Raw genomic sequence first — 21,349 nt, 5'->3', positions numbered from 1 at the left:
CGGTCACCCAAGCAGTGAGATAACGAGTTGATCGGCTAAATTATTCCCCGCAATCAACAAAAGGGCCGAATTATCCTAAATCGGTCAGTGCGAAATCATGGCCTTTGTACAGCAGTGGAAGATCGCGGCTTTTCGCGCAGGCGTAAGCAAAACAGTCCCCGAGATTCAGATCCGCCTTGTGGCCAACGGCTTTGCCGTAACGGGCGCTCGCGTCAATGGCCCGAGAGCTGATGTTGTCGTCAATGGCCAGACTCTCTCCCATGATCTCCACAATGAACTCATCGATCAGATCGCGGGCATGGAGAAGGGCTTCAGCGCTGGGTCTGCGCGGGCCGGCGCCGGCCCTTGCCAATGCCTGTGTTGCTTCGAAGTGAACCAACGGAGAAACCCAGACCTGCCCGGAAAAACCGGATAGCTGCTTCAGCAATTCCTCCCACCCAGGTTCCTGGTTGAGAATGGCGACGATCACCGACGCGTCGACAAACATCAGTCTTCCCACATCTCGTCGGTGAACTTCTTCATATCGAAATCGGGATTGGGCAGGCCAAGCTTCCTGGCCCTGTCCTGAAGACTGGCGATCCGATCGCGCAGCGGCACCTTCGCCCGATTGCGCTCAAGTTCGTGCACGAGCGCGACCCGCACCGCCTCCGTTTTGCTCGGAGCGTTCGTCTCGCGTTGCAATCTGCTGGCCAGCGCATCCACTTCGTCGTCGCGGATATAGAGCGGCATCGAATATCCTCCGTTGGATATTGATATATTCCATCTCGTATATCACTTCAAGTTGCAGCGTTGGCCTCCCTCGCCGCCCGCGTCAGCAGCCGCTGGTAGAACAGGCCGATGCCGATCAGCACGGCGCCAAGACCGATGAAGGACAGCGCCCTGAGCACGCCTTCCAGTTCCGACATGTCGAACAGGAAGACTTTTACCACGGCAATCGCGATCAGCGCCGCCGAGGCGATGCGCAGCACCTGCGACTTCAGCCAGACGCCGGCGGTGAGCAGCACGACGCCAATGACCAGCCAGAGCGCCGAATAGGTGTAGGTCTCGAGCTGGCCGAGGCCGCTCCACAGGCCGATCAACTCGCCCTTGAACACGCGCCTGACCGACAGTGTGGCGTAGGCGAAGACAAGCAATGCCGCCACCACCGCCAGCATCTGCGCATACCATGGCGGCCGCTTGTCCCTGGCATAGAGCGCCAGCCCGCCGACAGCGATGGCCGGCAGGAGATAAGCCAGGAACAAGAGGTTGAACACCGGGATCTGGCCGGTCGATTCGTCGGTGAACAGCGGATTGAGCACCAGGAAATGCTGGAGGACGATGAAGGCGACCGAGAGCACGCCGGCAGCCATCGAGCCGTAGCGCAGCACAGAGCTTGGCGAGCGCATGTCGATGGCCACCAGTATCGCGCCGGCGCCGATGGCGATCAGCGTATAGATCGCCTGTTCGGCGAGCGTCACCGGACCGGTGTCGATGACGCCGCCATGCATGGCGTGGCGCACCAGCATGGCGACGGTGAGCAGCGCAAACAGGGCTGCACCCGCCTCCATCGCTAGGCGCGGCCGGCCATTACCAGCTGTTGGTAGTGCGGGGGTGGTACGCGCGAGTTGCCAGGCGGCAAAGCCGAAGGCTAGCGCCGGTACGCCGTATCCCGGCAGCAGCCAGTTGAACACCCGCGTCGTCGTCAGGAACTCGGCGCCGACGATGGTCGGATCGAAGGCGACGCGGCCCAGCACGGCAACGACCGCGCCGACCGAAATCCAGCCAAGCACCGGATAGCTGCGCCACCGCGTCGCCAGCGCCGGCACGATGGCGGCAACGCCGGCAAGAATGGTCGTCCAGCCGGATCCGAAGGCCATGTGCAGCATCAGCAGGCCGGCCAGAGCCGAGCCGCAAAGCGCGAAGGAGACGGCGATGTCGCCCTTGAGCGGCGGCTGTTCGGCGCGCGCGATCCATTCGCCACCGGCAGCGAAGACAACAACCAGAAGGGCAGCTATCTCTGCGTAGACAAGGTCGCGGTCGAGATTGCCGTAGGCAAGCCACAGCGTCAGCAGAATAAGCAGCGGCGCAGCGACGCCCCATGCCGCCCAGCATGCCGCGCGGACCCGTGCTGAGGCGGCGAAGCGGCGTGCGGCCCAGAAGCCGGCGCCGATGAAGACCAGGCCGAGGCCAATGCCGATGCGCAGCGTCAACGGATTTCCGGCCGCCACCGGCATGCCGTCAAAGCCGATATTCCCCTGGGTTATGTCGGAGCCGATGGTGGTGGGCGGAATGATGCCGAGATGGATCATCACGCTCACCACGCCGGCGGCATGCAGCAGCGGCAGCGCGCGCGGCCGGTAGAGTGCGGTGGCGACAAGGGCGACGAGGACGAAGGCGCCCGGCAAGGCGCCACCGGCGGCGACCAGCGTCGTGTCGACGGACAGGCCTAGCGCTGAAAACGCAACGAAAACGCCTGGCACGATCGAGGGCCAGTCGAAGCCGGTCTTCGCCGTCTCCGCTTCGCTGTCACGTGTGCCCAGCCAGACAAAGGCAAGCACCGCCAGCGTCACCGCGTCGATGAACAGGATGACGGCAAGGTCGGCGACTAGCGTGCTCATCATGTAGACGATGGTCCAGGCGCCGGTGCCGAAGAAGGCCGCCGCAATCAGGAATTTCCAGTCGCGAATGCGGGCGATCACGGCTGTAGCGGCAAGCACGATCGCCAGGTAGACGAACAGCGCCCATGGGTTGGGCGCCTGCGAGGACACAAGCGCCGGCGTCGCCATCGAGCCGACGAGACCGATGCCGGCCAGGGCCTGGCCGTGGACGAGGGCGGCGACAATGGTCGCCACGCCGATGGCGCCGAGCACGGTGAAGGCGAAGGCCGGCCCGACGAAACCGTAAATGGCATGCGCGGCATAGACCGTACCGAACAGGATGAAGGCGCCGGCAGCCGTCAGGATCGCCGGAATATAGGCGCCTGCAGCCCCTTGCACCGGCACCTTGAAGCCGGTGCGGCGGATGAACTCGCCGCCGCCGATCAGCACCAGGCCGAGCAGCGCCGCCAGGGACAGCCGCACTTCAGGGCCGAAAATGCCGGCCTCGATGGTGTAGCGGATCAGGAACAGGCCGCCCAGGGCCAGCGCGACGCCGCCGACCCAGACCGCCCAACGGGTGCCGAGCGCCGTTTCGACCTCTGACTGGCGGGCTGCCTTCGACGTGGCGGCAGGCGCGGATCCGGTGAATGCCGCCTTGGCCGCGGCCGACAGTTCTGGTACGGCCTCGCTGGTGGCCGCATCGGCTTCGGCGGCCGGTGCCTGGGCATGTGCCGCGTCTGCTGTTGTTGGCGAAGCTATGTCGGCAACTGGTGCGCTAGCGTGAGCGGCATCCGCCGGTGCGCTTGCAGCCTGCTCGGCCGGTTTGGCAACGGGCGGTGTCGCATGCACTCCGGACAGAACCAGGCTGCGCAGCGCTCCGAGCTCGCGCTCGATCAGACTGACGCGGCCCTGCTGGCGCAAGACGAGGACAAAAAGCACGATAACGACGACGGCGCCAATCAGGCTTTCAAACATGGCGGTTCCCCCAAACCAGGCCAGTTTTCACTGACAATTGCGGCGGCCACACGGCCACCCCAGACGGCTATTCAAGTCACGCCACCGCAATGGTGGCCGAAAAGAAGTTATCGAGCATGTTTCGTCGGCAAATTCCAGCGGCCTACGGTCTTTATCCTCACCCATCATCTGAGATAGCCAGGAATGGCATGCCGCCGCCACTTGCCCAGGAGCCATGCTATCCTCGGATGAACTACGAGGAAATCGAATGCCGAAACGAAGTGCAGGGCTGCTGATCCACCGGACAAGGGCCGGCATTCTCGAATTTCTGCTCGTCCATCCCGGCGGCCCGTTCTGGGCAAGGAAGGATGAAGGCGCTTGGTCGATCCCCAAGGGCCTCGTCGAGGACAATGAAGATGAGTTGGCCGCCGCCCGGCGCGAGGCTGGGGAAGAACTCGGAGTCAGCATCGATGGCGATTTCGAACCTGTCGGCAGCTATCGGCAAGCCGGCGGCAAGATCGTCATCGCCTGGAGTGTCGAAGCCGATTTCGATCCCGATGCCGTTAAAAGCAACATGTTCACGATGGAATGGCCGCCCAGGTCAGGCGTGACGAGGGAATTTCCCGAAATCGACAGGGCCGGCTGGTTTTCCTTCGCCGAGGCCAGCCTCAAGATCCTCGGCGGTCAGCGCGCCATCCTCGATGATTTCATGGAGCATCGCAAAGCCGGCTGAGGCTCTTGCCCTACGAGTACCCCCACCCTAACCCTCCCCAAAAGGGGGAGGGAATGCTCCCGCATGCAGCTTTTGGTGTGAACCTGGACGGTTTGCGGAGGTCAGCACCCACCGAGTCTCCCTCCCCCTTCTGGCGCAGCGTCTGCCGTAAGGGCGGCCTTGCCGCCCGAATGATGCTTGCGCAAGGCGGCGAGGAAGCCGGCACGGGCATCGGGCTGTTCGATGCCGCGCGGCTCGTAGACATGGCGGGTGAAAAAGAAACCGGTCAGATGGAAGGCGTCCTCGAGTGCCGCGTGGTCCGCCCGCAAGCCGGAGCCGCGCCGCAGGAAGGCCGGCAGCGCCAGCATCTTGTCGCGCCATGGCGCGCCGGCCTGGCGCGAAACCGCGCGGCCGGATTTCGGCGAGACATAGGCCAGATCCTGCCTGGCGCCGGTCGCCGCGCACTGGCTGAGATCGAGGCCGAAGCCGAGTTCGTCGAGGATGAGCAGTTCGAAGCGCGCCACCAGTTCGCCGGCGGCATCCGAATCGTCCAGATGGGCGATCATCACGGCAAGCGTCTCATACAGGCCGCCATGGGCGTCGCGCTCCGGCAGGAGCCTGAGATGCGCGGCCATGGTCTGCAGGCCGTAGACGGCGACTGCGCTGTCCATCAACCGGGCGGCATTCATCTCGATCGCCTCGGCCTGGAAGGTGCCGAGATGCTCGTCGAGGCGTGCCCGCCACAAAAGGTCGACGCGGTTGCCGGGCTGCAGCACCGGCTGCTGCTTGCGCGAGCGCCCTCCGCGCACCAGGCCGAGATGGCGGCCATGCGCACGCGTCATTACCTCGAGAATGGCGCTGGTTTCGCCATGCTTGCGGGTGCCGAGTATGATTCCCTCGTCGCGCCATTCCATGGCAGGAGCTTGTCACCGGTTGCTTGGCTAAATCAAGGTTTTGGCGCGCCGCGTGCGATCTGTGCTGACATTGGATCCCCACACATCGTCGAAAGGCTCTGATCACGCGAATTCCCGGTGATCGGCCAGGACGTCGTCGATGACGCGGCGCGATCGTTCCGCCTCGGCCTGGTTGGCGTCGTGTCCGGCAACGGTGATCAGCGCTTTCCACAGCGTCCAGCCGCGGCCGCGCGCCCAGGTCGCTTCATCGACGTCGATGGCAGCCCGGAACGCCTCCCGGCTCTCGCCCTGGAAGAATGTCCAGGCGATCGCCAGGTCGCAAGAGGGATCGCCGATGCCTGAGGTGCCGAAGTCGATGATGGCGCTCAAACGGCCGTTTTGGACCAGAAGGTTGCCCCAGGCGACGTCGCCGTGAAACCAGACGGGCGACCCTTGCCAGGTGGCGGCAAGGGCCGCATCCCAGACAGCGGTGGCCGCCTGGGTGTCGATCTGCCCCTCCAGCGCCTGGAGTGCTTCCCTTGTCTGGTTGTCATACACGCTCGGCGATCCGCCGCGGAAGAAATTGTGCTGGCCCGCGGGCGGCCCGCCCGCCGGATCGATCCGCCGGAGCGCAATGAGGAACTTGGCCAGATCGACCGCGAACTGTGGGCGATCGGCGATTTCGGCGGTCTTGGCTGTTTCGCCGTCGATCCAGCGGTAGACGGACCATTGCCAGGGGTAGTCCTCCCCAGGCTCGCCCATCGCCAGTGGAACCGGGATCGGCAGCGGCAGAAGCGGCGCCAGCCTGGGCAGCCAGCGGTGCTCTTTTTCGACCTGCAAGGCATATGGTGCGGCACTCGGCAGCCGCAGAGTCATATCATTGCCGAGGTGGAAGGTTCGGTTGTCCCAACCGCCAAACGTCACCGGGCTCACCGGCAGATGCCGCCATTGCGGAAACTGCGCGTTGACCAGCCGGCGCACGAGATCGGTATCGATGGTCGGTTTTGGATCAGGCATGTCATCGTCTCAAACTGCCGGAGCGGCATTTCTAGACGATGAAGCTCAATGGGGAAACTCAAGCCCCATCTCACGGTAGCGTTCGGGGTCGTCGCCCCAGTTTTCACGCACTTTGACGAACAAGAACAGGTGCACTTTCTGCTCGAGAATGCCGGCTATTTCCATGCGCGCCGACTGGCCGATGGCGCGGATGGTCTCGCCCTTGTGGCCGAGCACGATCTTCTTCTGGCTGTCGCGCTCGACATAGATGGTCTGGTCGATGCGCACCGAGCCGTCCGGTTTCTCTTCCCATTTCTCGGTCTCGATATGCGAGGAATAGGGCAACTCCTGATGCAGCCGCAGATACAGCTTCTCGCGGGTGATCTCGGCGGCCAGTTGGCGCATCGGCAGGTCCGAGATCTGGTCTTCCGGATAGTACCAGGGGCCGACCGGCAGCGCTTGCGCGAGATAGTCGAGCAAATCCTTGCAGCCGGAGCCGGTCAGCGCCGAGACCATGAAGGTGCGCTTGAACGGCACCTTTTCGTTTGCTGCCGCAGCCAGGGCCAGCAGCGCCTCGTGCTTGACCCGGTCGACCTTGTTGAGGATCAGCACCATCGGCTGGCGGACGTCCTTCAGCCGCTCGAGGATGGCGTCGGCGTCACCCCTGATGCCGCGCTCGGCATCGATCAGCAGAAGCACGATATCGGCGTCCTTGGCGCCACCCCAGGCGGTGGTCACCATCGCGGTGTCGAGCCGGCGCTTCGGCTTGAAGATGCCGGGCGTATCGACAAAGACGATCTGCGCGTTGTCATGCGTGGCGATGCCGCGCACGATGGCGCGGGTGGTCTGCACCTTGTGGGTGACGATCGACACCTTGGCGCCGACCAGTTGGTTGACCAGCGTCGACTTGCCGGCATTGGGCGCCCCAATCAGGGCAACGAAGCCGGAATGCGTGGCCTCCGCTGCCGGAGGGAGATCTTCGCTGCCGGTCACGCCGCACTCCCTTGGTTGGCCCAGATGCCCTCGCGCATAAGAAACGCCGATGCCGCCGCTTCTTCGGCTGCGCGGCGAGAGCCGCCCGTGCCGCTTGCCGGCGCAAAACCGCCGACCTTCACGGACACCGTGAAAACCGGTTGATGTTCAGGTCCCTCGCGTTTCTCGATCGCGTATTCGGGCCTGACATCGCTGGTCTTGGCGATCCATTCCTGCAGGTCGGATTTCGGATTGGGCGGCTTGGCCACCACCTTTTGCGAGCGCGGCTCCCAGTAACGCAGGACGAATTGCCTTGCGGCATCGAGGCCGCCGTCGATATAGACCGCCGCGATCAGCGCCTCGACCGCATCCGCCAGATAGTTTCCGCCCGAGCCGCGCGAGCGCGCCTTCAAGGCAGCGTCGGCCCGAACCAGATCTTCGAGCTGCATTTCAATGCCGATCTCGGAGCATGTCCGCGCATCGACCAGGGCATTGAAGCGCGGGGCGATTTCACCTTCCGGCGCTTCAGGAAACTTTTCGAAAAGCAGGTCGGCAACGATCAGGCCGAGCACGCGGTCGCCAAGGAATTCGAGGCGCTGGTTGTTGCTGCTTGCCTTGACCGCACTGGAATGGGTCAGCGCGGTCTCGAGCAAACGGACATCCCGGAAGGAATGGCCGGTTTTGGCTGTCACCAAATCGGCCAGAGTTTCACCCGTCGGGCGCTTCAAAGCCATCAATTCACGAAATGGAACAGGCGCGACAGGCGCACCAGCGACGGCCATTTCCAGATCTCGAGCGGGCTCGCCTTCCCGGCGATCGAGAAGAAGACGATGTTAGCGCGGCCGACAAGGTTCTCCGCCGGCACGTAGCCGACGCTGAGGCGGCTGTCGGAGGAATTGTCGCGGTTGTCGCCCATCATGAAATAGTTGCCGGGGGGCACGACGAACTCGCGGGTGTTGTCGGTGATCGAATTCGGTGTCAGGTCGAGCGTGTCGTAGCTGACGCCGTTGGGCAGGGTCTCGCGATAGACGTCGACCGGCTCAGGCACTTCCGTGATATCAGGATTTTGGATCTGGCCGGTTTTCACACGAGGCACGCCCTGGCCGTTGATGAACAATTGGCCGTCCTTCATCTGGATCTTGTCCCCCGGCAGGCCGACGACGCGCTTGATGTAGTCGAGCGACGGATCCGGCGGGAACTTGAAGACCACCACGTCGCCGCGCTTCGGATCGGAACCCCAGATGCGGCCGGAAAAGATGTCGGGGCCGAATGGCAGCGAATAACGCGAGAAGCCGTAGGACCATTTGGTGACGAACAGATAGTCGCCTTCGAGCAAGGTCGGCCGCATAGAGCCGGACGGGATCGAGAAGGGCTGGAATAGCAACGTGCGGATGACCATGGCCAGCAGCAAAGCCTGGATGATGACGCTGACGATTTCGCCAAGCCCGCCGGATTTCTTCTCGGATTTTTCAGCCACGCTCATGTCGTCCTCGATTGTGCGTTGGATGGTATAGAGTCTCGGCGCGCGCTCGGCAACGTCAAGTCGGCGTTAGATAGCGGTCGTCTGATGCAATCAATGTGGCGCTTGTTCGGCGGGCAACGCCTCGATGATCACAAAGGCTTGAGCAAGCGGGAAATCATCGGTGATTGTGAGGTGGATCGCCGCTCTGTGCCCCTGTGGCAGGATTTTGGCCAGCCGTGCCGCCGCTCCCCCGGTCAGCGCCATCGTCGGCGCGCCGCTGGGCAGGTTGGCGACCCCCATGTCGCGCCAGAACACGCCCTGCGCCAGGCCGGTGCCAAGCGCCTTGGCGCAGGCCTCCTTGGCGGCGAAGCGCTTGGCATAGGAGGCTGCGCGGCCCTTGCGGCCTTCCGAGCGGACCTGTTCGACCTCGGTGTAGATGCGCTGGATGAAGCGCTGACCATGCCGTTCCAGCGACTTTTCGATGCGTCTGATGTCGATCAGGTCGCTGCCGATGCCGATGATCATTCCGCCGGAACTTCCCGTCCGCGGTGCTCGGCCTTATGCGCCCGCTCTGCCATGCGCTTCCTGCGCTGCTCGCGAAAGGCTGTCATCCCCCAGCGGGTGATACCGTAGAAGATCAGCCCGAAGATCAGGCCGAGCGGCACAGCGCCGATCAGCATCGGCTCGAGCACCGGATGCCACAGTTTTGCAAACGACAGCGTGTGCATCATCTCACCAAGATGCGCAGGCGGTCCGTTCTTGGGCAGGCGTTCATGCAGGATCAGCTTGCCGACTTCCCAGGACGCTCCCCACAGCAGCGGGAAAGTCAGCGGATTGCCGAAGAATACCGCGCCGAGGGCGGCGGCCACCAGATTGCCGGCGACCACCCAGCAGAGCACGGCGGCGACGGCGAAATGGAAGCCGAGCGGAAAGAAGGAGGCGAAAACGCCGGCCGCGACGCCGGCCGCGACCGCATGCGGTGTCGCCTTCAGCCGCAGGATGCGCTTGGAGAAATATTGCAACGAGCGCGAAAACGAGCGGCGCGGCCACAGATAGGTACGCACCCGCTCCAGAATGCCATCAGGCTTTCGGCGTCGAAAAAGCACTCTGTTCCAGTTCCCGGTTCGTCACGCCCAAATTGCAACCATCCCTGGCCGGGCGCGGTCGCTCCATCTTGCGCTTCGAGGGCGCAGAAAGGCAACAACGACTTTGATATAGCGACTGCCTTGCGGCGGAACAATGAAACGCCGCCGCGATGGTCTGCCGCAGGCGGGTAACGATGGTCTGCCGCAGGCGGGTAACAAGAGCGCCATTGGGGCGAAACTGAGGACAATATCGATGAAAGCTCCCTGACGACGGCAATGTCCGCGCGAAGACGACGCCGAGGCGGATAGACTATTCCCGATATTCGCTGACTTCGACCAAATTGCTGTCCGGATCGCGGAAATAGACCGACATCATCTTACCGCGGGCGCCGGTGCGCTCGACCGGGCCGACTTCGATGGCAACGCCGTTGGCTTCCAGACTGGCGCAAATCTCGGCAAGCGGCCTTGCGGCGATCAGGCAGAAATCGCCGGACCCAGGCATCGGCGTCTTGGCTTTCGGTTCGAAAGTGTGCGTTGCCTGATGCAGATTGATCTTCTGCGATCCGAACAGCAACCCCGTCGGCCGGTTCGGCTCGTCGAGGCGCTTGAGGCCAAGCACCCGCTGGTAGAAGGCGCAGCTGTCCTCCACCGAGCGGACCGTCAGCACGAAATGATCGATGCCGGCGATCATGGTGATGTCCCCTAAATGTTGCGGCTACCCGGCTTGATCGCCGGGATGGCGGCAAGTTCCGGCGGCAGGCGGTCGGCGGGATAGGCCGGCACCTCATATTCGGCAAGCGCGATCAGCGGCACGCCGACATTGGTCTTGCCGGCCGAGCGGTCGATGATGCAGGCCGCCGCCACGACCTCGGCGCCAATCGCGCGCAGGCAGTCGATGGTTTCGCGGATCGAAAGACCAGTGGTGACGATGTCCTCGACGATGACGACGCGCGATCCCGGCGCGATCTCAAAGCGGCGCAGCCTGAACTCGCCGCCTTCGCGCTCCACCCAGATTGCTGGCACACCGAGATGGCGCGACGTCTCATAGGCCGGGATCAGGCCGCCGATCGCCGGGCCGACGACGTAGTCGACCTTGCCCGGCACCGCCTTGCGGATCTTTTCGGCCAGCGCCTTGCAAAGCCGCTCGGTCTTGTCGGCATGCATGAAGACGCGCGCCTTCTGCAGGAAGACCGGGCTGCGCAGACCCGACGTCAGGATGAAATGTCCCTCCAGAACAGCGCCTGCCTCGCGGAAAATGCCCAGAACTTCGTCGGTATTCATAACTCGCCCCATGTCCATGGTGAATGGTGAATGGTGAATGGTGAATTGGTGAATGGTGAATGGTAGTGAGAACGCCTTCTTTCACTATTCACTATTCACTATTCACTATTCACTATTCACCCATTCACACGCCGCGCATCGCTGACGCTCGAATTATCCTTGAGCTGCGACAGCAGCCGGTTGAGGTGCTTCAGATCCCAGACTTCGAGATCGATCAGCATTTCGGTGAAGTCGGGCGCGGTGCGCACCATCGACAGCGTATGAATGTTGGCGTCGTTGGAGGCAACGACCTGGGCGATGTCGGCGAGCGAGCCCGGCGCGTTGATGGCGGTGACCGAGACGCGCGCCGGAAAGCGCTCCTTGGTCTGCTCGTCAATGTCCCAGCGCACGTCGATCCAGCGCTCCGGCTGGTCGTCGAAGGCCTGCAGCGCCGGCGACTGGATGGGATAGATGGTGATGCCGGTGCCCGGCTGGACAATGCCGACGATGCGGTCGCCAGGCACGGCCCCTTCCGGCGCGAAACGCACCGGCAGGTCGCCGCGCACGCCGCGGATCGGCACCGCGCCATCGCGCGGCTGGTCCTTGTCCTTGCGCGCGGCTCGTGTGCCGGGCATCTGGAACAGCATGCCGGCGGCGTTGCGGATCTTCGACCAGCCCTCCTCGCGCTGCTTGGGGGCGCTGACGGTGACGCGCTCGTCCTTGTAGTCTGGGAAGACGGCCTTCATGACGTCGGTCGAGGCAAGTTCGCCGCGCCCGACCGAGGCCAGCACATCCTCGATGTCCTTGCGCGCCAGCCGGTGCAGCACCGGCTTCAGGCTTTCCTTGGTGAAGGTCTTGCCGGCGCGTTCGAAGGCGCGCTCGAGAATGCGGGCACCAAGACCTGAATATTGCTTGCGAATGGCGTTCTTGGTGGCGCGGCGGATGGCTGAACGCGCCTTGCCGGTGACCACCACCGACTCCCACGCCGCCGGCGGCACTTGCGCCTTGGAGCGGATGATCTCGACCTCGTCGCCGTTCTTCAGTTCCGTCATTAGCGGCATGATGCGGCCGTTGACCTTGGCACCGACGCAGGTGTCGCCGACATCGGTGTGCACGGCATAGGCGAAGTCGATGGGCGTGGCGCCGCGCGGCAGCGCAATCAGCATGCCTTTCGGCGTGAAGCAGAATACCTGGTCCTGGAACAGCTCCAGCTTGGTATTTTCGAGGAAGTCTTCCGGGTTGTCGCCTTCTGCCAGTTGCTCGATGGTGCGCCGCAGCCAGGCATAGGCGTTGGTCTCCTTCGAGATCGCATGGGCGGCGCCGTTCGTCTTGCCGCCGGTGTCCTTGTAGATCGAATGGGCGGCGACGCCATATTCGGCGATCTTGTTCATCTCGCGGGTGCGGATCTGCAGTTCGACGCGCTGGCGCGACGGGCCGACAATGGTGGTGTGGATCGAACGGTAGTCGTTCTGCTTGGGCGTAGAAATGTAGTCCTTGAAGCGGCCAGGCACCATCGACCATGTGGTGTGGATGGCGCCGAGCGCGCGGTAACAGTCTTCGACGCTGTCGACGACGACGCGGAAGCCGAAGATGTCCGAGAGCTGCTCGAAGGACAGCGCCTTGGCCTCCATCTTGCGGAACACCGACCACGGCTTCTTCTGCCGGCTCTTCACCCCGGCATTGATGGCATGCTTCTCGAACAGCGCCGACAGCGCCTTTTCGATGTCGGTCAGCACACCCTTGTTGCGCTCGAATATCTCGGCAAGCCGCGCGGTGACGGCGCGGTAGGCTTCCGGATTGATGAAGCGGAAGGCGATCTCTTCCAGCTCCTCACGCATGCCTTGCATGCCCATGCGCCCGGCCAGCGGCGCGTAGATGTCCATCGTCTCCTCGGCGATGCGCAGGCGCTTGGCCTCGGGCATGTGGTCGAGGGTGCGCATGTTGTGCAGCCGGTCGGCGAGCTTGACCAGCAGAACGCGGACATCCTCCGAGATGGCCAGCAACAGCTTGCGCAGGTTTTCCGCCTGCTCGGCCTTCTTGGAGACGAGATCGAGCTTCTTCAGCTTGGTCAGGCCTTCGACCAGCTTGCCCATTTCGGGGCCGAACAGATCGTCGATCTCGGCCCGCGTCGCGGTGGTGTCCTCGATCGTGTCATGCAGCAAGGCGACGGCGATCGTCGCCTCGTCCATGTGCATTTCGGTGAGGATGGCGGCGACTTCGAGCGGATGCGAGAAATAGGGATCGCCGGAAGCGCGCTTCTGGTGGCCATGCTTCTGCATGGCGTAGACATAGGCCTTGTTGAGCAACGCCTCGTTGACGTCAGGCTTGTAGCGCGCAACGCGCTCGACAAGCTCATACTGACGCATCATGGGCGGGTTCTCACGGTGCTGAAATGATTGATGCGCCGCACTGATGTACGGCGCATCTCATAGATAGCCACGAAACTCACGGGACGGAAGTGCCGGAACCATATTCCCGGCAGGTCCAGGGCAGCGATTAGTAGTCGTCGCTCTTTTCCGGGGGAACCAGGCCCTCGATGCCGGCCAAAAGGTCTTCCTCGGTCATGCGATCGAAGGTGACGTTTTCTTCGGCGTCGTCGGCATCGGTAGCTGCAACTGCGTTGCCGGTCTGGTCGGCGATCGCCTCGCCGTCGGCCTCGGGCTCGTCGACCTCGACATGCTTCTGCAGCGAGTGGATCAGATCTTCCTTGAGGTCGTCGGGCGACAGCGTCTCGTCGGCGATCTCGCGCAGCGCTACGACCGGGTTCTTGTCGTTGTCGCGGGGCACGGTGATCGGCGCGCCCTGGCTGATCTGGCGGGCACGGTGGCCGGCGAGCAGCACGAGCTCGAAGCGGTTGTCGACCTTGTCGATGCAGTCTTCAACGGTTACGCGGGCCATTGATTGCCCCTTTCATGCCTGGATTTGATGGAAAACAGGCGCGGTCCATAACCCGAACGCCGCCAAAATACAAGCATTATGGCGCCGTGGCCCCATCGGCTGGCGAATGCCAGTCTCTGGCGCCGGTGAATGCCTTGCCGGCAAAGCCCGCCTACCGGCGACGACACGGCTCCGATCACAATTGCTTGCAGTGCGCCCCGGCACCCTTGGATTGCCGTAAAACTGGCGCTATCTCGGTTGACGAAAGGTCAGCCGGTTTATTTACGAGCCGACCGATATAACGACCCATTTCGATTAGTCCGCCACCTATTTCGAAAAAGGAATATTGCCATGTTCGACCCCCGTGAAAAAATCGCTCTTTTCATAGACGGCGCCAATCTCTACGCCACCTCGCGCGCACTCGGCTTCGACATAGACTACCGCAAACTGCTGTCCAGCTTCCAGAAGCGCGGCTATTTGCTGCGCGCCTATTACTACACCGCTCTGGTCGAGGATCAGGAATACTCTTCGATCCGCCCTTTGATCGACTGGCTCGACTACAATGGCTTCAAGGTGGTGACCAAGCCGGCCAAGGAATTCACCGACTCGACCGGCCGCCGCAAGATCAAGGGCAATATGGACATCGAACTGACCGTCGATGCGCTCGAACTTGCCGATGTTGTCGATCACTATGTCATCTTCTCCGGCGACGGCGACTTCCGCACACTGGTCGAAGCGCTGCAGCGGCGCGGCCGCAAGGTCTCGATCGTCTCCACCATGGCCTCGCAACCACCGATGATCTCGGACGATCTGCGCCGCCAGGCCGACCATTTCATCGATTTGACCTCGCTGAAGAACGAGGTCGGCCGCGATCCCTCCGAACGGCCGGTGCGCAGGCCCGAGCCGGCCGAAGTCGAAGAGGAAGACTATTGACGGCGGCGGCCTTGGACGCCGCTCCCGAACCCGACCGCGACTGCCCGCTCTGCCCGCGCCTGCATGATTTCATCGCAGACTGGCGGCAGCGCGAGCCGTCGTGGTTCAATGCGCCGGTGCCGACTTTCCTGCCGCCTGATGGCGAGGACGCCGTCGAGCTGCTGATCGTCGGGCTGGCGCCCGGCCTGCGCGGCGCCAACCGCACCGGGCGACCGTTCACCGGCGACTATGCCGGCGACCTGCTCTACTCAACGATGATCGCTCACGGTCTTGCCCGCGGCGAGTTCAAGGCGCGGCCGGATGACGGGCTCGAACTGATCGGCACCGCGATCACCAATGCGGTGCGCTGCGTGCCGCCTGAAAACAAGCCGGTCGGCGCCGAGATCGCCACTTGCCGCAGCTTTCTGGTGCCGACGATTGCACGCTTTCCCAAACTGCGCGCCCTGCTGGCGCTGGGCTCCATCGCCCACCAGTCGACCGTCAGGGCGCTGGGCCAGCGCGTCGCCGCCTATCCGTTCAAGCACGGCGGTCAGTTGCCGGCCGGCGGCGTCACGCTGTTTTCCAGCTATCACTGCTCGCGCTACAACACCAACACCGGTGTCTTGACGGAGACGATGTTCGTCAAGGTTTTCAGCGACATCGCTGAGTTCCTGCGCAATTAAGCCTTCAGAACCCCGCCAGCACGATCTTGCCCTTGGCTTGCCCGGGCGCGGATGACGAAGCTTGCCGAAAGGCAGGCACGACGAGACAGGCGCTCTCCAAAGCCTTGAGCGGCGACGGGAACCCGGAATTGCGACAATCATGAAAGTCCGGAAGCGCTCGGTCTGAAACCGACCTTCGTTAGCGCGCAGACTGGCCGGAACGCTGGGTAGGGCCGATCAGCGCCGCGATGTTTGGTTCCAATCTCGCGCCGGTCGAGCACGCCAGGTCAAGGCGCGGCAAACAACTCAGCCAGCTTCTCCTGCCCGCCCTTCAGCACATTCAGATCGACATCGCCGACGATGCCGTCGACGCGGCCCATATTGTGGTACTGCCAGTAGATCCAGTCGTTGCGACCTGGCTCCAGGAGCAACGAGCGACGCCAGAGCGGGCGAACGTCGATTTTCCCGGCATAGGCGTCCTCGGCCTCGTCGGTCAGGTAGATGATCGCCGGCTTGCCGAACGCAGCTTCAACCGGTCCGAGGAAGGCCTGGAGTTCCGCGCTCAGCTGTTCCGGCGACGGGCGTTGCGGGCAGTTGCCGCCGAATTCGATGTCGACGACCGGTGGCAGCAGCGGCTGGTCGTGCGGCACCACCGCGATGAAATTTTTCGCCTGGTCGGCGCCCGGCCGGCAGAAGGTGAAGAAGTGATAGGCGCCGACGGCGAGGCCGGCCGCGCGCGCCTCGCGCAGATTCTTGGCGAAGGCATCGTCGACATGGTCGCCGCCCTCGGTCGCCTTGATGACCGCGAAGGCGACATCGTCGGCGGCAACGCGCCGCCAGTCGATCTCACCCTGATGATGGGAAACGTCGATACCCCTGACCGGATAGCTGTCACGATCCGGCGAGAAGGCCCGGAAATAGAAGAAGCCGCCTGCCCCGACAAGACCCGCAAAGACCAGACTGGCCGCACCCCAGAGGATGATCCGGTTCTTCAAGCCTTCCCCCATCGTGTTTTGCTGCTGCAGCTGTTCGAAACCTGAAAGCCGACGTCTGGCTTTTCTGGGACTGCCCGAGGTTCTAGCCGCGTTCCTTCATGAGCCGGCCCTTTTCGCGCGACCAGTCGCGCTGCTTTTCGCTCTCGCGCTTGTCGTGCAGTTTCTTGCCGCGGCCGACGGCAAGCAGCAGCTTGGCGCGGCCCTGGTCGTTGAAGTAGATTTTGAGCGGCACCAGCGTCATGCCTTCGCGGTCGATGCTCTGCGCCAGTTTTGCCATCTCGCGCTTGTTGAGCAGCAGCTTGCGGCGCCGTCTGGGCTCATGGTTGAAGCGGTTGGCCTGCAGATATTCCGGCAGATAGGAGTTGATCAGCCAGATCTCGCCGCCCTCGACCGAGGCGTAGCTGTCCTGGATGTTGGCCTGGCCCTGGCGCAGCGACTTGACCTCGGTGCCGGTCAGCACAAGGCCGGCCTCGACCGTGTCGAGCACCTCATAGGAAAACCGCGCCTTGCGGTTTTCCGCAACGGTCTTGTTGTTGGGATCGGCTTTTCTGACTTGGTTCATGATGTGGAGAGGTGGCGCCTCATCCCTAGTTTATCAAGCCGGCGTGCTTCATCGCCGCATCGATCTTCTCGGCGGTCGATGGCTCGATCGTCACCAGCGGCGAGCGCACCACGTTCTCGACCTTGCCAATTTTCGACAGCGCGTATTTGACGCCGCACAGGCCGGGCTCGAGGAAGATCGCCTTGTGCAGCGGCAGCAGACGGTCCTGCAATTCCAGCGCCTTGGCGCTGTCGCCGGACAGCGTGGCCTCCTGGAACTCGGCGCACAGCCGCGGCGCGACATTCGACGTCACCGAGATGCAGCCGACGCCGCCATGGGCGTTGAAGCCGAGCGCCGAGGCATCCTCCCCTGAAAGCTGGATGAAATCCTTGCCGCAGGTGGCGCGCTGTTCGGACACGCGCTCGACCTTGCCGGTGGCATCCTTGACGCCGACGATGTTCTGGAAGTCGTGCGCCAGCCTGCCCATCGTCTCCGGCATCATGTCGATCACCGAGCGCGGCGGGATGTTGTAGATGATGATCGGCAGCTTGGTCGCCCTGGCGACAGCGGCGAAATGCTCGTACAAGCCGCGCTGTGTTGGCTTGTTGTAATAAGGCGTGACGACCAGAGCGGCATCGGCGCCCGCCTGCTCGGCATATTGCACCAGACCGACCGCTTCCGCGGTGTTGTTGGAGCCGGCGCCGGCGACGACCGGAGCGCGGCCCTTGGCCACATCGATGCAGACCTTGACGACATGGCGATGCTCGTCATGCGACAGCGTCGGCGACTCACCGGTGGTGCCGACCGGGACGAGGCCCGTCGTGCCCTCGCCAAGTTGCCATTCGACGAAAGCGCGAAAGGCTTTCTCGTCGAAACGTCCGCTCTTTTCGAACGGCGTCACGAGCGCAGTAAGCGAGCCTCTCAGCATGTCGTCCAACTCCTTGGGACTTGTTTGTTTATGCATGTCGTCGTCCCAAAACCGGTTCCCACTTTTGGGCGACTGCATCGGGCGCCTTCTAGCCGAAAGCGAAGCCGCGCACCATAGTCTCGACACTGTTGCGCGGCAAGCATGCCGATGGTGCCAGCAAGCGCAATTCGAACGGCCTCGATAACCCTTTGTTTACGAGCTCTTCACGACCTAAGTCTAGGCTCTCGGGCACCTGGGCTTGCCATCTAAAGTGCCGCAACAGGGAAAGATCAGGATCATGCCGGCCAGTCGGCCACTCCGCTTCATATTGCTTGGCGCCGTTGCCCTGCTGATAGTGGGAACGGCGGCAAACGAGAGCGTCGACGAGCAGACGACCTCATCGATCCCGATGCCTGACATGCAAGATGGAGCGCAGACCGATGCGCCCTCCGCCAATATCGCCGTGTTGAAAGGCAGTCTCGACGCGTTGGCGACCGGCGATATCGCCGCGGCACGAGCGGTGCGCGAAACATTGCCGGCCAGTTCGCTGGACCGCCATATCCTGGCCTGGGCGATCGCGCTCTATGGCGGCGACCGTGTGCCGAGCAGCGAGATTGCCGATACCGCAAAGATGTTGCCGAATTGGCCCGGCACCATCGCTCTGCGCAAGAACAGCGAGCGCGCGCTTTATCGCGAAAACCCCTCGTCGCAGACCGTGGTGAAAGCCTTTGACGGCAGCCAGCCGCTGACCTTTCAAGGCGTGGTCATCCTTGCCCGTTCTTATGTAGCTCTTGGCAACACCAAGGCTGCGCTTTCCGTGCTGTCGCCATTCTGGCGCACCGAGAAGCTGGAAGCCAGGGACGAGGCGGCCGTCAGCAAGGAGTTTGGCGCCATCATTCCGGCTGCCGACCATCGTTTCCGCATGGAACGGATGTTTTATGCCGACCGGGAGAATTCGGCACTGCGGGTCGCAGCACTTGCCGGCACGCAACCGCTGGCCGATGCCTGGGCCGCCGCCTCGCGTGGCGACAAGAACGCGGCCAAGCTGTTGAAAGCGGTGCCTGCCGCGCAGCAATCGGCCGGCTATTTCTTCGCGCAAGCCGAATATCTGCGCAAGCAGCGGAAGTTTGCGGACGCCGCCGCGGTGATGATGAAAGCGCCAACGAGCCGCGACGCGCTGGTCGATCCCGATGCCTGGTGGGTCGAGCGCCGCGTGCTGTCGCGCGCACTGGTCGACCAGGGCGACTGGAAGACCGCCTACAAGATCGTTGCCGCGCATGCCGCCGAAAGCCCCGCCAGCGCCGCCGAGGCCGAATTCCACGCCGGCTGGTATGCGTTGCGCGGCCTTAACGATCCTGCGACGGCCTCGACCCATTTTGCCCGCATCGCCGATCTCGCGCAGGGACCGATGTCGCTGTCACGCGCCTATTACTGGCTTGGCCGCGCGGCGGAAGTCGGCGGTCCCGGCAATGCGAAGGATTATTTCACCAAGGCGGCAGCCTATGGCACCACTTTCTACGGGCAGTTGGCGGCGGAACGGGTTGGCTTGCGCACGCTGAACATCGTCTATCCCGAGCCAAGCACTGCCGACCGCCAAAGCTTTGACGGCCGCGAAGCCGTCAGCGCCATCAAGCGGCTGCAGGAGGCGGGCTACGACCGCTATGCCGAGACGCTTTACCGCGACCTCGCCGGGCAGTTGACCAGCCCCGGCGAGCTGGCGCTGCTTGCGGTGCTGGCGGAAAAGCAGGGCAATCATTTCATGGCGCTGAAGATCGGCAAGATCGCCGGCGCGCGCGGCATCGATGTCGGCGCGCTGTCGCATCCGCTGGGCGTCATTCCCGACACCGCCGACATATCCGGCTCGGGCAAGGCGCTGGCCTATGCGATCGCCCGCCAGGAAAGCGAATTCAATGTCGGCGCCGTCTCCAGCGCCGGCGCGCGCGGCCTGCTGCAGCTGATGCCGGGCACCGCCAAGCAATTGGCGAAGAAGGCAGGACTGAGCTTTTCCCAGGATCGGCTGACCAGCGATGCCGGTTACAATGCGACGCTGGGGGCTGCCTTCCTTGGCGAGCAGCTCGACCGCTTCGGCGGCTCCTATGTGCTGACCTTCGCCGGCTACAATGCCGGCCCTAACCGCGCCAGCCAATGGGTAGCCAAGTACGGCGACCCGCGCGGCAAGGGCATCGACGCCGTCGTCGACTGGATCGAGCGAATTCCCTACACCGAAACAAGAAGTTACGTGCAGCGCGTGATGGAGAATTACGAGGTCTACAAGATGCGCATTTCGGGGAAGTACGATATCGTTGGGGATTTGGTGAACGGAAGAGGCTGAGGCCGCAGAGCTGTCGCCACGGGCAGACGTTGGCGATCCTTCGCGCCCCCCTTGCCGGCCATCTCCCCCACGAGTGGGGAGATCAGCTGTCATTGCCGATTCCGCCGATCTCCAACGTCGAAGGAAGGGCGTAGCGCCTGAACCGCCAATCTCCCCCCTCGTGGGGGAGATGTCCGGCATTTCCAAGAGTGTCAGCTTGCCGACAACCCTCGATTTGACCGCTCCCACCCTCGCCTGTAGCAGACGGAGACAATCCGGACAGGGAGTCCTTTTAATATGTCGAGCACCGACGGCTTCTCCGACTTTTTCTACACCGCGCCGGACGGGCTCAAGCTTCACGCCCGCGTCTATGGCGAGACCAATTCGGCAGACTGGCAGGTCGTTTGCCTGCCCGGCCTGACCCGCAACGCGCGCGATTTCCATGAGCTGGCGCTTTATCTGTCGCAGCGGGCCGACCATCCGCGCAAGGTCATCGCTTTCGACTATCGCGGCCGCGGCCTGTCTGCCTACGACCCTGACATCAGCCATTACAATGTCGGCATCGAGGCCGGCGATGTCCTCGCCGGCCTCGATGCTCTGAACGTCGAGGAAGCGGCCTTCATCGGCACGTCGCGCGGCGGGCTGATCATCCACGTGCTCGGCGCGCTGCGGCCAGCCGTGCTGAAAGCCATTGTGCTGAACGACATCGGACCGGTGATCGAGGCTGCGGGGCTGGCCCATATCCAAACCTATCTCGACCCGGCACCGAAACCGAAGAGCCGCGCCGGGGCAGTCGAGGCCCAACGCATCGCGCATGGCGCGGATTTTCCCGCTCTGACCGAGGCGGGTTGGAAGCGGATGGTGTCGGCCCTCTACCGCGAGACGGACGAAGGCCTCCTGCTGCCGGATTTCGACACGCGGCTGGTCCAGACGGTGGCGGGCCTCGACGTCAGCAAGCCGTTGCCGGATCTGTGGCCGCAGTTCGAGGCGCTGGCGGCCATACCTTTGCTTGCCATACGCGGCGCCAACTCGAAACTTTTGTCGGCCGACACACTCGACGAGATGCAAAAGCGGCATCCCGGCATGGACGCGATCACGGTCGACGGCCAGGGCCATGCGCCCTTCCTGGAGACAGGCAATCTGCCGAGCGCTATCGCGGCTTTCCTGGACGAAGCGGAAAATCTGGATCGGATAAAGTAAACCCCAAGATCAAATCTGACCTTGGGGTTGAGAT

The 21,349-nt window shown here is 63.3% G+C and carries 22 protein-coding genes; 5 read left to right on the top strand and 17 right to left on the bottom strand.

The genetic code is table 11. The annotated features are described in order from the left end of the window. Window positions 1-70: 70 nt before the first annotated feature. From AC3EMP_RS14355 to AC3EMP_RS14345, 3 genes are read right to left on the bottom strand one after another with little or no spacing between them, the layout of a single operon-like run. Window positions 71-487, bottom strand: coding sequence for a type II toxin-antitoxin system VapC family toxin (locus AC3EMP_RS14355; RefSeq protein ID WP_352443838.1), 417 nt, complete (start codon window positions 485-487; stop codon window positions 71-73). Further along, window positions 487-729, bottom strand: coding sequence for a type II toxin-antitoxin system VapB family antitoxin (locus tag AC3EMP_RS14350; RefSeq protein WP_023670248.1), 243 nt, complete (start codon window positions 727-729; stop codon window positions 487-489). The genes AC3EMP_RS14355 and AC3EMP_RS14350 overlap by 1 nt, the downstream gene beginning before the upstream one ends. 47 nt (window positions 730-776) lie before the next feature. Continuing rightward, a complete protein-coding gene (locus AC3EMP_RS14345) occupies window positions 777-3,551 on the bottom strand; it encodes a DUF2339 domain-containing protein (protein ID WP_352709939.1) in 2,775 nt (924 codons plus the stop codon). Between the two features lie 247 nt (window positions 3,552-3,798). Between AC3EMP_RS14345 and AC3EMP_RS14340 the strand changes: the two genes are divergently transcribed. Beyond that, window positions 3,799-4,263 (top strand): NUDIX hydrolase, encoded by a 465-nt coding sequence (locus AC3EMP_RS14340; RefSeq protein WP_023670246.1) that lies wholly within the window; start codon window positions 3,799-3,801, stop codon window positions 4,261-4,263. 101 nt (window positions 4,264-4,364) lie between these two features. On the opposite strand, the gene recO is transcribed toward AC3EMP_RS14340, so the two are convergent. From recO to rpoZ, 11 genes are all read right to left on the bottom strand, one after another. Then, the gene (gene recO / locus AC3EMP_RS14335; RefSeq protein ID WP_023670245.1) at window positions 4,365-5,156 is read right to left on the bottom strand and encodes a DNA repair protein RecO; all 792 of its coding nucleotides are present in this window, start codon (window positions 5,154-5,156) and stop codon (window positions 4,365-4,367) included. A 102-nt stretch (window positions 5,157-5,258) separates the two neighbouring features. Continuing rightward, entirely contained in the window at window positions 5,259-6,152 is an 894-nt protein-coding gene (locus tag AC3EMP_RS14330; protein ID WP_023816807.1) for an aminoglycoside phosphotransferase family protein, read from the bottom strand. A 45-nt stretch (window positions 6,153-6,197) separates the two neighbouring features. After that, window positions 6,198-7,124, bottom strand: a complete 927-nt coding sequence (gene era / locus AC3EMP_RS14325; RefSeq protein ID WP_023670243.1) for a GTPase Era — start codon at window positions 7,122-7,124, stop codon at window positions 6,198-6,200. Next, the gene (gene rnc / locus AC3EMP_RS14320) at window positions 7,121-7,837 is read right to left on the bottom strand and encodes a ribonuclease III (protein ID WP_023692856.1); all 717 of its coding nucleotides are present in this window, start codon (window positions 7,835-7,837) and stop codon (window positions 7,121-7,123) included. Before rnc ends, era begins: the two co-directional genes overlap by 4 nt. After that, a complete protein-coding gene (gene lepB, locus AC3EMP_RS14315; RefSeq protein WP_023670241.1) occupies window positions 7,837-8,586 on the bottom strand; it encodes a signal peptidase I in 750 nt (249 codons plus the stop codon). The genes rnc and lepB overlap by 1 nt, the downstream gene beginning before the upstream one ends. 90 nt (window positions 8,587-8,676) lie before the next feature. Further along, window positions 8,677-9,090, bottom strand: coding sequence for a holo-ACP synthase (gene acpS / locus AC3EMP_RS14310; RefSeq protein WP_023670240.1), 414 nt, complete (start codon window positions 9,088-9,090; stop codon window positions 8,677-8,679). After that, window positions 9,087-9,671 carry a DUF2062 domain-containing protein gene (locus AC3EMP_RS14305; protein ID WP_023709783.1) on the bottom strand — a complete coding sequence of 195 codons (585 nt, stop codon included), beginning with the start codon at window positions 9,669-9,671 and terminating at the stop codon, window positions 9,087-9,089. The genes acpS and AC3EMP_RS14305 overlap by 4 nt, the downstream gene beginning before the upstream one ends. A gap of 289 nt (window positions 9,672-9,960) precedes the next feature. Beyond that, a complete protein-coding gene (locus tag AC3EMP_RS14300) occupies window positions 9,961-10,341 on the bottom strand; it encodes a VOC family protein (RefSeq protein WP_023702681.1) in 381 nt (126 codons plus the stop codon). An 11-nt stretch (window positions 10,342-10,352) separates the two neighbouring features. Beyond that, window positions 10,353-10,931, bottom strand: a complete 579-nt coding sequence (pyrE, locus tag AC3EMP_RS14295; protein WP_023670237.1) for an orotate phosphoribosyltransferase — start codon at window positions 10,929-10,931, stop codon at window positions 10,353-10,355. A 116-nt stretch (window positions 10,932-11,047) separates the two neighbouring features. After that, window positions 11,048-13,279 carry a RelA/SpoT family protein gene (locus tag AC3EMP_RS14290; protein ID WP_023670236.1) on the bottom strand — a complete coding sequence of 744 codons (2,232 nt, stop codon included), beginning with the start codon at window positions 13,277-13,279 and terminating at the stop codon, window positions 11,048-11,050. Window positions 13,280-13,406: 127 nt separating this feature from the next. Then, complete coding sequence (gene rpoZ / locus AC3EMP_RS14285; protein WP_023670235.1) at window positions 13,407-13,808, bottom strand: DNA-directed RNA polymerase subunit omega; 402 nt, start codon at window positions 13,806-13,808, stop codon at window positions 13,407-13,409. A gap of 330 nt (window positions 13,809-14,138) precedes the next feature. Between rpoZ and AC3EMP_RS14280 the strand changes: the two genes are divergently transcribed. Continuing rightward, the gene (locus AC3EMP_RS14280; protein ID WP_023670234.1) at window positions 14,139-14,720 is read left to right on the top strand and encodes a LabA-like NYN domain-containing protein; all 582 of its coding nucleotides are present in this window, start codon (window positions 14,139-14,141) and stop codon (window positions 14,718-14,720) included. Further along, on the top strand, window positions 14,717-15,382 hold the full coding sequence (locus AC3EMP_RS14275) for a uracil-DNA glycosylase (RefSeq protein ID WP_352597671.1): 666 nt from the start codon (window positions 14,717-14,719) through the stop codon (window positions 15,380-15,382). Before AC3EMP_RS14280 ends, AC3EMP_RS14275 begins: the two co-directional genes overlap by 4 nt. Window positions 15,383-15,648: 266 nt before the next feature. Here the strand turns inward: AC3EMP_RS14275 and AC3EMP_RS14270 are convergent, their stop codons facing one another. The 3 genes from AC3EMP_RS14270 to dapA form a co-directional block, all read right to left on the bottom strand. Next, window positions 15,649-16,368, bottom strand: a complete 720-nt coding sequence (locus tag AC3EMP_RS14270; RefSeq protein ID WP_352653187.1) for a glycoside hydrolase family 25 protein — start codon at window positions 16,366-16,368, stop codon at window positions 15,649-15,651. 70 nt (window positions 16,369-16,438) lie between these two features. Further along, window positions 16,439-16,918, bottom strand: a complete 480-nt coding sequence (gene smpB, locus AC3EMP_RS14265; protein WP_023687280.1) for an SsrA-binding protein SmpB — start codon at window positions 16,916-16,918, stop codon at window positions 16,439-16,441. A gap of 25 nt (window positions 16,919-16,943) precedes the next feature. Continuing rightward, window positions 16,944-17,825 (bottom strand): 4-hydroxy-tetrahydrodipicolinate synthase, encoded by an 882-nt coding sequence (gene dapA, locus AC3EMP_RS14260; protein ID WP_023822747.1) that lies wholly within the window; start codon window positions 17,823-17,825, stop codon window positions 16,944-16,946. Window positions 17,826-18,102: 277 nt separating this feature from the next. Here dapA and AC3EMP_RS14255 point away from each other — a divergent pair, with 277 nt between their 5' ends. Beyond that, on the top strand, window positions 18,103-20,136 hold the full coding sequence (locus AC3EMP_RS14255; protein WP_352709936.1) for a lytic transglycosylase domain-containing protein: 2,034 nt from the start codon (window positions 18,103-18,105) through the stop codon (window positions 20,134-20,136). A gap of 276 nt (window positions 20,137-20,412) precedes the next feature. Continuing rightward, window positions 20,413-21,315, top strand: a complete 903-nt coding sequence (locus tag AC3EMP_RS14250; RefSeq protein ID WP_488494628.1) for an alpha/beta fold hydrolase — start codon at window positions 20,413-20,415, stop codon at window positions 21,313-21,315. Window positions 21,316-21,349: the final 34 nt, after the last annotated feature.

The organism is Mesorhizobium sp. P160219, from assembly GCF_057786095.1.
The sequence above is the reverse complement of the archived record's forward strand: the minus strand, read 5'-3'. Positions and strand labels throughout refer to the sequence as shown.